We start from the raw sequence: 7,776 nt of genomic DNA, 5'->3' as shown, positions 1-7,776 counted from the left end.
CGCGACATACATGATGGAGATTATACTTAAATGATGGCAGGTGCTTACTGTGGATAATAACAAAAATCAACTTGACGAAACAAAGCAAGAAATAATGCAGGCGACTTATGACGCGATCCAGCAACATGGCTATGCAGGTCTCACAATCCAATCAATCGCTGATAACTTTGGCAAATCAAAAGCAGTCCTGCATTATCATTATGATACGAAAGAAGATCTCTTGGCAGCATTTTTAGACTACCTCCTTTCTGAATTCGGAGAAACCATTCAAATAGAGGGATTGTCTTCACCAGAAGAACAGTTACTATCACTTGTAGATCTGCTTTTATACGGTCCTGATGACACTGCCAGCGAAGAGATCCGGCAGATGCAAATTGCTTTGCTTGAGGTACAGTCACAATCACCACATAAGCCATTCGCTCATCCGTCGGAGATTGTTGATACTGCTGAGCGGTCGCTGTAGAGTCAAAGAGGACAAGGGCACCGCGTCAGCGGTGCCCGACACGAATGATTCCGCTCGATGTGTTTGGCTCGGAATCGATCGCAGCGGACCTGCTCCAACAGGTTCGCTGGCGTGACGGTGTTACCTGTCCTCGCTGCCGTTCTGACCGCACGGTCAGAAACGGCAGCTACAGAGAGTTTCAACGGTATCTCTGTAAGAATTGCGACCGCACGTTCAACGACAAGACCGGCACAATCTTCGCTCACTCGAAGGTTGCGCTCCGCCGGTGGTTGTTCTCGATCTACGCGTTTCTTCGGTTTAACACGAGTCTCCGGCAACTTCAGTGCGAAATCGAGGTGACACACAAGACGATTCACCGGCGCATCGAGCGCTTCGCCAGAGCGCTCGATGCGCCTTCTCTCGATCTGGTTGGTCCGGTAGAAATTGACGAAGTGTACGTCTCTGCCGGGAAGAAAGGCCGCGAGCGCGACCAACCGTCGCGCTCGCGTGGCCTGTCCACGCGCGGGCGAGGTTCGTACGATGGCGACAAGCCACCTGTGTTCATCATCGCTGATCGCGGGACTGGACAGCGATACGTGATCCCAGCGAAAGCCGCCGACGAATCGACGATTCGACTCCTGCTTGCTAACCGCCAAGAGGAGTCGCTCACGGTCTATACCGACGGCTTTCGAGCGTACGAACCGCTCGAAGCGGACGACGCATTCGACCGCGAATACGTCATCCACGGCGACGGCGAATACGCCGACGACGAGGTGCACGTCAACACCTGCGAGAGCCACGCGTCGCTGACGCGACGGTGGCTCTCGCCCCATCGAGGCGTCTCAAAAGACAAGTTGACACAGTATCTCAGAGCGTTCCAGCTCCGTCGAGAATTATACCGAAAACCGGGACGAGCCGCACTCAAACACGCTATCAAAGCAACGCTCTGAAATCAACAATGTGCTACGCAAGAGCGTAAGTTAGATATCTGGTTCAGAGAGGGGATATGGAAGTTGGCTCAGACGCTCTTCATCAGCGACCACGATCCCGCCGTAATCCCGGAGCCGACACTCGCCTTGATAAAGGCCCCACGCCTTGATTTGGTAGATCTCTGGTTGGCCAGTTGTCTGACCATGGCTCACAAATTCCACATTCGCCTGCTCAATTCGTTCCGAGAGGGGACGTAGTTCCATAGTCACCTCTTGCGAGTTCGGCAGCGTCTCTGCATACGGCATTACGATCCATAGGCCATCCTCGTGATGATCCACTACCGGGACAAGCACATCCTCGAGTATATCAAAATGAGAGAGGATGATCTCGTGCCAATTAGACATCCACCCCTCAGTATACTCAACTGGATACAGCGCATCACTCGTTCCAGAATTTCCGCTAACTGGAAGGGCGAACTTCACGACAAGAGGTTGATCTTGTTCCGCGATGCTTGGCACTTGGTAGACTGCCCGGCTGTGTCCGTTCTCGAGATGGTTGAAATGGTCTTCCAGTGTCTTGTGTGCCTGTTCAAAATTCTCCTGTTCGTGGATTATCTTGGCAGATTTATCAAATAGATCTCTAAATGAATCATCAACCACGTCTGCTGGATCCATGCCGCTGTTTTCCAGCCGTTAAGATAGATATTTTATGATTTGCTTCTGGGGGTTAGTGGCGACAGGAGTTCGTCATGGTGGCTTAACCAACAATGAGGATCCTGATTAAGTGTGTTGGTTAATTTTGACCGCTACAATCTGCCGGGACTGCAATTATACGGAGACCTACGGCAGCACTGCGGCAGGCGGTAATTATACAGAGAGTCCGTTAAAAACGCCGGTAAATGGGCATCTCTGCTTGGTTGACTGGCCTGATTCGAATATTGCCAGAACTTGTGGCTGGCCTCACACTGGTAGCCGCGAGCCTCTCAACAGTGTTTGGTTACCTGAATTACCGGAGCCAGGACTACACGTCAATTGATGCGCGCCAAGTAGAGCTATCCAAGGCATTGGATGGGAACACTATCACCTACGCCTACAGCCGTAATCAGGAAGTCCGTGAAAACCGGGATCGATTCATTGACTCACTTGTGATGCACGTCCGCACTCCACGCATCTTCGACCGGTCAATTCTCCGTGAACGCGAGACAGAGGAACTGAAAGAAAAGTATCTTCCAACATATCGGAATTCGAGATACACCAGGATCCAAGTTGAGTTCGATGCAGACACCGAGAGATTCCCTGATTTATACGACCTCTGTATTTTCTCCAAATTCATCCCTGCTCCATATACTGGTGACTTCACCAGCATCGTCCCCGGTGGAGGAAACTCAAATATCTCGGTCATCAATCGAATTGGTCCCCAACATTTCGAAATCGAAGTCGTTTCCGAGCGGCCGACTGACGTGCAAAGTAGCCTAGATTTAGTCTACGGGGCAGTCACAACGGCGATTGTCCGAAGAGCATTGCTAGAACGAGGTGAGTTACACTATATGACAGAGCAAAGTCTGGAATCTAATCTTGAAGAAATGATTGAGGACTTTGAGAACGCAGACCCGGAAGAAATGCCGCTAGTGACAGGACCGGCAATACCAGAGGAGGTATTAGATGAGTTCCGGAACAAGCAGGCGCTGTTCTAAGCGAAGAGAGTGGCAGCGCTTGCGAAAAATTCCGGAAGGATTTCAGATTAACAGATCTGCTGTCTGAAGCATCATATTGATGAGGGAATGAACCACTCACTTGGGATTGTCGTATAAAGATTTGCCACGTATCTTGTCGATCAACACAATCGGGGTCCCAATGATCGCGACGAACACACAAAGTGCAGCTGCCGAGCGGATTGAGGCCACGAGGATGTATGCAACCGCGGTTACTACTGGCATTGGGTCTGTGAACGACATTTTCTGAATCGTGACAATCTTAACACCAGATAGGTACTCCGTGATGATGTAATGTGAGGCGAGGCCACTGACAACGCTGAAAAAGAACATCGCCGGAATTCGGGCCCAAGCAGTCTGGGGCAGATACCTTCCGATCGCATACAGGGCTCGCAAAACAATACCACCGCCGGCGAACAGGGCAGCGATGAGCAACAACATGAAGAGTACGGCCTCATACCGCGCCATGAGATATGAAATCGAGAGAATGAGCATAGTGTTGAGTAGTGTGAAGAAGGCGAGTGGCAGGTTATTAAGACGGTAGTGAGCATGATGTAAGCGGTTCCATGACCCGATTTCAGCAGCGAGTTCCTTGTAGACAAGACAGAGGAGCAGAATCGCCATTCCAAACGCGGCGACGAAACCCGTCGCGTACATCAGTTGTGAATCAGTATTTGTCCCGAGTTCCGGCGCAGTATCCGAGATATATACTGCGATGGCGGCGAATACTCCCATAACGACAAGGAGGGCGGATCTGTCTTGGATGAATTCGGCGAGATCAATGTCGAGAGGGTCCGATTCGCCGGTATCCTCCGAGCCGTTCATGCTCAATTGTCATTCTGTGTCAAAGTAGGGTTTACGATACTTCAGATGCCCGACAACTGGCTTCTTCGCCGACGCTTTCGGGGCCTTAGTGTCTTCAGGAGTGCTACGTGGATATGCTCGCGCGCTGCGGGCTCTAACGCCCGTGTGTATCTGCTCGCTTGCATCTCAACCCATGAGCCGCCGCACCAGATACATGGTGGGTGTCACACCGGGCAATCCGAGCGACCCAACCAGCCACAAGAGCATACCACCGCCACTCCAGTCCGGGAGCGTGGCAGCGCGATAGTCTGTATAGAGGGCTACCGGGCCTGCAAACCAGCTCACCAGAAAGACGACCGCCGCCACAGGTTCTGGGATGGTTGGAACCAGTGTCGGCTGGAACATGAGTGCGAGACTGCCCAGCTGGACGGCCGCAACCACGGCCACGCGGTCGAGGTGGCCGTCGGTGAGACGGGATTGGGGACTCGTGGCTGGCTCTGTCCTGTCTGTGTCTGCGTTCGTGCTGTCGGTGTATTCCGCGACGAGATCTTCGCGGCCGTGTTCCTGGACCATCTCGGCGAGATCGTCGCCGTCGACGAGCTTCATCTCGTGCTCGTACGCGTGGGCTTTTGCTCCCTCGGTGAATGCTGAGGTCGTGACGACGACCGTGGTATCGGCATCGGGGGCCTGCTGGATATCGGATTTGCTGACGGTGTTGCCGTCGCTGTAGCGACGGGTCTGGAGGAGGAGTCGCTGGTCAATCGCGCCCGAACGCTCGGCAACGACACTCGATTCGCCATTCTGGGGGACGTGCGTGTCCCAGCCTTCCTCTTCCCAGAGAGCAGCCACAAACGACTGAAACTCGTAGGGGTCGATCTGCTGGAGCTGGGCTTGGAGGGTGTCGTGGTCCGCGTCGGCAGCCATTGGATATGGGTGATGGCGGCCGGGTGTGTCAGTCTGTAAGCTCTTTCGAATGTCGAAAACTGGTGGTGAATCACAATATGCACTCGGCAGGGACTGTGAAGAGTACTAAGAGTGCTGTAGGATTTTTCTGGTTTGCTGACGATAGGAAATGACTTCCAACGATTGGCAAGTTAAGGTGGCTGTGATGGTTAAGACGGAGAAATACTCGACCACTTCATATTCTTGTGGCGTGCCCTTTTCCCAAAAATCTATGCTGGATATTACTTTCACTACGGTTTGGTAATTATTAGGGGTGTTTGACTCGGTGTACCAATAAATGGAAACCAGACCAATTACAGATCTGTTTGATGCCCGATCTGGTGCAGCTGAACCGCATGAGGTACTGCGAGACTATCATTATCGACGGATTGATCGTATATCTGATGGAGAGTTTGAAATGAACGGGGATAAAAAAGGAATTATCCTTGTCCATATTGCCACTGTTAATGCTCTCGGACCATATCTTAAGGATGAAATTGATGTTGCTGAGTTGGTGGACTCTTCTACGCAGTTCCCCATTCTTATGCGGTCTTCCTATTCAAACTATTCAGAACGCGTAGTTTCATGCGCGAGAGGTGCCAAAGCGTCAAACCCAACTGATGGCGATGAGCTATCTTGTACATGGATTGATCGAACTGGCATTGTTGAAGCAATCAGTACTGATCTAATATCTGAGCGACGGGACCAGATGTGTATTACAACTAAGACACTTGAAAAGACGATAACCTATCTCGTATCTTCATATATTGATAATTTTGTGGGATCGGAGAATGACTTTGTGTTGACAACTATGAGCTATATGAATATTGATGGTGTGTACACTCCGAAAATTGGAAGAGGAATTCACACGCATCGGGAGATTAAACCCTCATTTATTGAGACTCCAACTGTATCAGTCACACCGGGGAATGTTCGAAAGCAACTAACACCGTTGTTACGTCCATTTTGGCAAGCGGTAGGATACACCGAATCGCCATATATGACTGAAGACGGCTGGCAATTAAAAAACGATGACTGAAAACGACAACAACACGAGCGATCAAGAGGAAACGACTAATGACAGTGGAGAATCTAAAAGTAACCGAGTAGAGGCCCTTGGTGAGGGAACATTCCAGAAATCGGCTGAAGCAAATGATGATGATGAACGGCTAGAGACATCTGAGTACGACGACGGCTATATTCCGGCGAGATTCCGAAACGAGTCACGATCGACAGGTAATCGTCGAGCCAGACGTGATGGAGATACTTCTAACGAATAGATGCAACCATTTTCACCAGAGAATCTCCTTATCGGTCTTTTTTTACTTGTACCAGGATTCATTGCTGCTTATATAGCCATCTCTATTGCTGTAGTTGAAAAACAAATTCCGAAGTCCGAATTCATAATCCTCTGTTTGGTTCTAAGTGGCATTATTGATACAATATTTCTCACTGTCGTAGGATTACTAGGCCATCAAATCACCAGACCAGAAGGAATTGAGAGTGTCTTCTTTAGTACTCGGTTCCACCCTGAGTATGTTGTCATATTGGGGATTATAACCATCGTTGTTGGTGCCGTTCTCTCATGGATATTGATTTTTGACATTCCTGAATTAATCCGTGGGAGAATGTGGGGGGATAAAGAAATACGTCGAAACCCTTGGCAGCCTTGGGAGGGTGTATTAAAGAAAGCAACTCAGGACCGGTCGGTCGCACAGGTTCTCACCTCTGACGACGAACTAGTAAAAGGACAAGTCGTGGAATACAGCCGTGCTGAAAACCCTAAAGAAGTATATCTATATGATCCGCTCTGGTTTGATGAACATATCGGCGATTGGGTGGAAGGGGGGACGGGTGTATTGTTATTGGAGGAAGATATCGTGAGATTAGAAATCGTAGAAGCGCCTAAAAGACCAAAGGAAGATGAATGAATGTATATTCGTAGTATTCATCTTCGGAGGCACTAAACACGATATTTAGGTACAGGAATGCCTTAGCAGTCGTGATCGCGCACCCGCTCAGGCAGGCCCATACGCCCACATCTGGGGCATTCCGCGAGCCCCTTCGGCATCTCCGCATCCAGTTCCAGCAGCGCCGCGTGAATGTGTTCGCGCGCACGGGCTCTAACGCCCGCGTATACGCTTGGGCCAGCTGCGTTTCAACCACGTCCAGGTCCACATCGCCCATCATGCACTCACCCCGTTGTTCCAGGCATCACCGAGTGTCCGGTGGAGCCGCCGTGACTGCCACCCATACGCATCGGCCACGGCGTCGGCGTAGTTGTATATATCGCCGCCGTCGAGGAGCTTCCGCCCGCGGCCGCTGTCCTCGCGAATGATGTGGACGGTATCGGTCTCGCGGTCCCAGAAGTGGGTGCCAAAAGATTTGTTCATTCATCACAGCCAACACAACATATGGCGCAGTATCCCCGCCGCCAGCTCCTGGCAGCTGGACTTGCCCTCACCACTTTCGGCCTACCAGGGTGTGCTGGACAGGAGTCAGATTCCGCACCTGAGCAGACTCCAGACACGAATACTGTCTATATGGGTGTTCCGCAGGCGTTTGACCACCAGATTAGTGCCGAGTATCCTAAGACATTCTCCCCCGCAGAGCCAATCATCTTCAACACATCAGTAACGGTTACACAGACTGAACAAACCAATCAGTCGTATCGCTTGGCCTCTGTCGAACTGCGACTCTATGAGGGAGAGGAGCAACGTGACGCATGGCAATCGACTTCGGCATCGCTTGGGACACCAATACAGAAGACGCTCAAAGCAAGTTTTCGTGAAAAGGCCTACCAGATCCACTTCACATCGATTGCCAAGTTCGCAACTGGGGGGAAGATAACATCACACGTTTGGCACGAGGGGGCAATTGGATATCCAGACCGGTCGCTCTAGCGATGGGGTACCGGTCTACTGGGTGGTGTCGCGGCCAAGGGTGG

The 7,776-nt window shown here is 51.1% G+C and carries 11 protein-coding genes; 7 read left to right on the top strand and 4 right to left on the bottom strand.

Annotated features, from left to right (window positions below; genetic code table 11):
* The first annotated feature begins 49 nt into the window (after positions 1 to 49).
* The gene (locus BMX17_RS21915) at positions 50 to 463 is read left to right on the top strand and encodes a TetR/AcrR family transcriptional regulator (protein ID WP_170845520.1); all 414 of its coding nucleotides are present in this window, start codon (positions 50 to 52) and stop codon (positions 461 to 463) included.
* A gap of 44 nt (positions 464 to 507) precedes the next feature.
* Positions 508 to 1,392, top strand: a complete 885-nt coding sequence (locus BMX17_RS21910) for an IS1595 family transposase (protein ID WP_092664101.1) — start codon at positions 508 to 510, stop codon at positions 1,390 to 1,392.
* Between the two features lie 30 nt (positions 1,393 to 1,422).
* Here the strand turns inward: BMX17_RS21910 and BMX17_RS21905 are convergent, their stop codons facing one another.
* Entirely contained in the window at positions 1,423 to 2,046 is a 624-nt protein-coding gene (locus BMX17_RS21905) for a hypothetical protein (RefSeq protein ID WP_092664099.1), read from the bottom strand.
* A 224-nt stretch (positions 2,047 to 2,270) separates the two neighbouring features.
* Here BMX17_RS21905 and BMX17_RS21900 point away from each other — a divergent pair, with 224 nt between their 5' ends.
* On the top strand, positions 2,271 to 3,065 hold the full coding sequence (locus BMX17_RS21900) for a hypothetical protein (RefSeq protein ID WP_092664097.1): 795 nt from the start codon (positions 2,271 to 2,273) through the stop codon (positions 3,063 to 3,065).
* A gap of 96 nt (positions 3,066 to 3,161) precedes the next feature.
* Here BMX17_RS21900 and BMX17_RS21895 read toward each other — a convergent pair whose 3' ends face one another.
* Together BMX17_RS21895 and BMX17_RS21890 are read right to left on the bottom strand one after the other, a co-directional pair.
* Entirely contained in the window at positions 3,162 to 3,908 is a 747-nt protein-coding gene (locus BMX17_RS21895; RefSeq protein WP_092664095.1) for a hypothetical protein, read from the bottom strand.
* A gap of 165 nt (positions 3,909 to 4,073) precedes the next feature.
* Entirely contained in the window at positions 4,074 to 4,811 is a 738-nt protein-coding gene (locus BMX17_RS21890) for a restriction endonuclease (RefSeq protein WP_092664093.1), read from the bottom strand.
* A gap of 316 nt (positions 4,812 to 5,127) precedes the next feature.
* Between BMX17_RS21890 and BMX17_RS25480 the strand changes: the two genes are divergently transcribed.
* The 3 genes from BMX17_RS25480 to BMX17_RS25470 are packed head-to-tail and all read left to right on the top strand — an operon-like array spanning position 5,128 to position 6,760.
* Positions 5,128 to 5,868: a hypothetical protein gene (locus BMX17_RS25480; RefSeq protein WP_139203654.1), complete on the top strand. Its 741-nt coding sequence runs from the start codon at positions 5,128 to 5,130 to the stop codon at positions 5,866 to 5,868.
* Complete coding sequence (locus tag BMX17_RS26765; protein ID WP_139203653.1) at positions 5,861 to 6,109, top strand: hypothetical protein; 249 nt, start codon at positions 5,861 to 5,863, stop codon at positions 6,107 to 6,109. Before BMX17_RS25480 ends, BMX17_RS26765 begins: the two co-directional genes overlap by 8 nt.
* Positions 6,110 to 6,760, top strand: coding sequence for a DUF6338 family protein (locus tag BMX17_RS25470; RefSeq protein WP_139203652.1), 651 nt, complete (start codon positions 6,110 to 6,112; stop codon positions 6,758 to 6,760).
* Between the two features lie 255 nt (positions 6,761 to 7,015).
* Here the strand turns inward: BMX17_RS25470 and BMX17_RS21880 are convergent, their stop codons facing one another.
* Positions 7,016 to 7,222, bottom strand: a complete 207-nt coding sequence (locus BMX17_RS21880; RefSeq protein WP_092664089.1) for a hypothetical protein — start codon at positions 7,220 to 7,222, stop codon at positions 7,016 to 7,018.
* Between the two features lie 21 nt (positions 7,223 to 7,243).
* On the opposite strand from BMX17_RS21880, the gene BMX17_RS21875 reads away from it, so the two are divergent.
* A complete protein-coding gene (locus BMX17_RS21875) occupies positions 7,244 to 7,732 on the top strand; it encodes a hypothetical protein (protein WP_092664087.1) in 489 nt (162 codons plus the stop codon).
* Positions 7,733 to 7,776: the final 44 nt, after the last annotated feature.

Source organism: Halorientalis persicus (assembly GCF_900110215.1).
Taxonomy (GTDB): Archaea; Halobacteriota; Halobacteria; order Halobacteriales; family Haloarculaceae; genus Halorientalis; species Halorientalis persica.
The sequence above is the reverse complement of the archived record's forward strand: the minus strand, read 5'-3'. Positions and strand labels throughout refer to the sequence as shown.

Excerpts from the sequence above, each read along its gene's own strand:
- BMX17_RS21880 (WP_092664089.1), bottom strand. The coding sequence starts at position 7,222 with ATGAACAAATCTTTTGGCACCCACTTCTGGGACCGCGAGACCGATACC.
- BMX17_RS26765 (WP_139203653.1), top strand. The coding sequence starts at position 5,861 with ATGACTGAAAACGACAACAACACGAGCGATCAAGAGGAAACGACTAAT.
- BMX17_RS21895 (WP_092664095.1), bottom strand. The coding sequence starts at position 3,908 with ATGAACGGCTCGGAGGATACCGGCGAATCGGACCCTCTCGACATTGAT.
- BMX17_RS25470 (WP_139203652.1), top strand. The coding sequence starts at position 6,110 with ATGCAACCATTTTCACCAGAGAATCTCCTTATCGGTCTTTTTTTACTT.
- BMX17_RS25480 (WP_139203654.1), top strand. The coding sequence starts at position 5,128 with ATGGAAACCAGACCAATTACAGATCTGTTTGATGCCCGATCTGGTGCA.
- BMX17_RS21890 (WP_092664093.1), bottom strand. The coding sequence starts at position 4,811 with ATGGCTGCCGACGCGGACCACGACACCCTCCAAGCCCAGCTCCAGCAG.
- BMX17_RS21900 (WP_092664097.1), top strand. The coding sequence starts at position 2,271 with ATGGGCATCTCTGCTTGGTTGACTGGCCTGATTCGAATATTGCCAGAA.
- BMX17_RS21910 (WP_092664101.1), top strand. The coding sequence starts at position 508 with ATGATTCCGCTCGATGTGTTTGGCTCGGAATCGATCGCAGCGGACCTG.
- BMX17_RS21905 (WP_092664099.1), bottom strand. The coding sequence starts at position 2,046 with ATGGATCCAGCAGACGTGGTTGATGATTCATTTAGAGATCTATTTGAT.
- BMX17_RS21875 (WP_092664087.1), top strand. The coding sequence starts at position 7,244 with ATGGCGCAGTATCCCCGCCGCCAGCTCCTGGCAGCTGGACTTGCCCTC.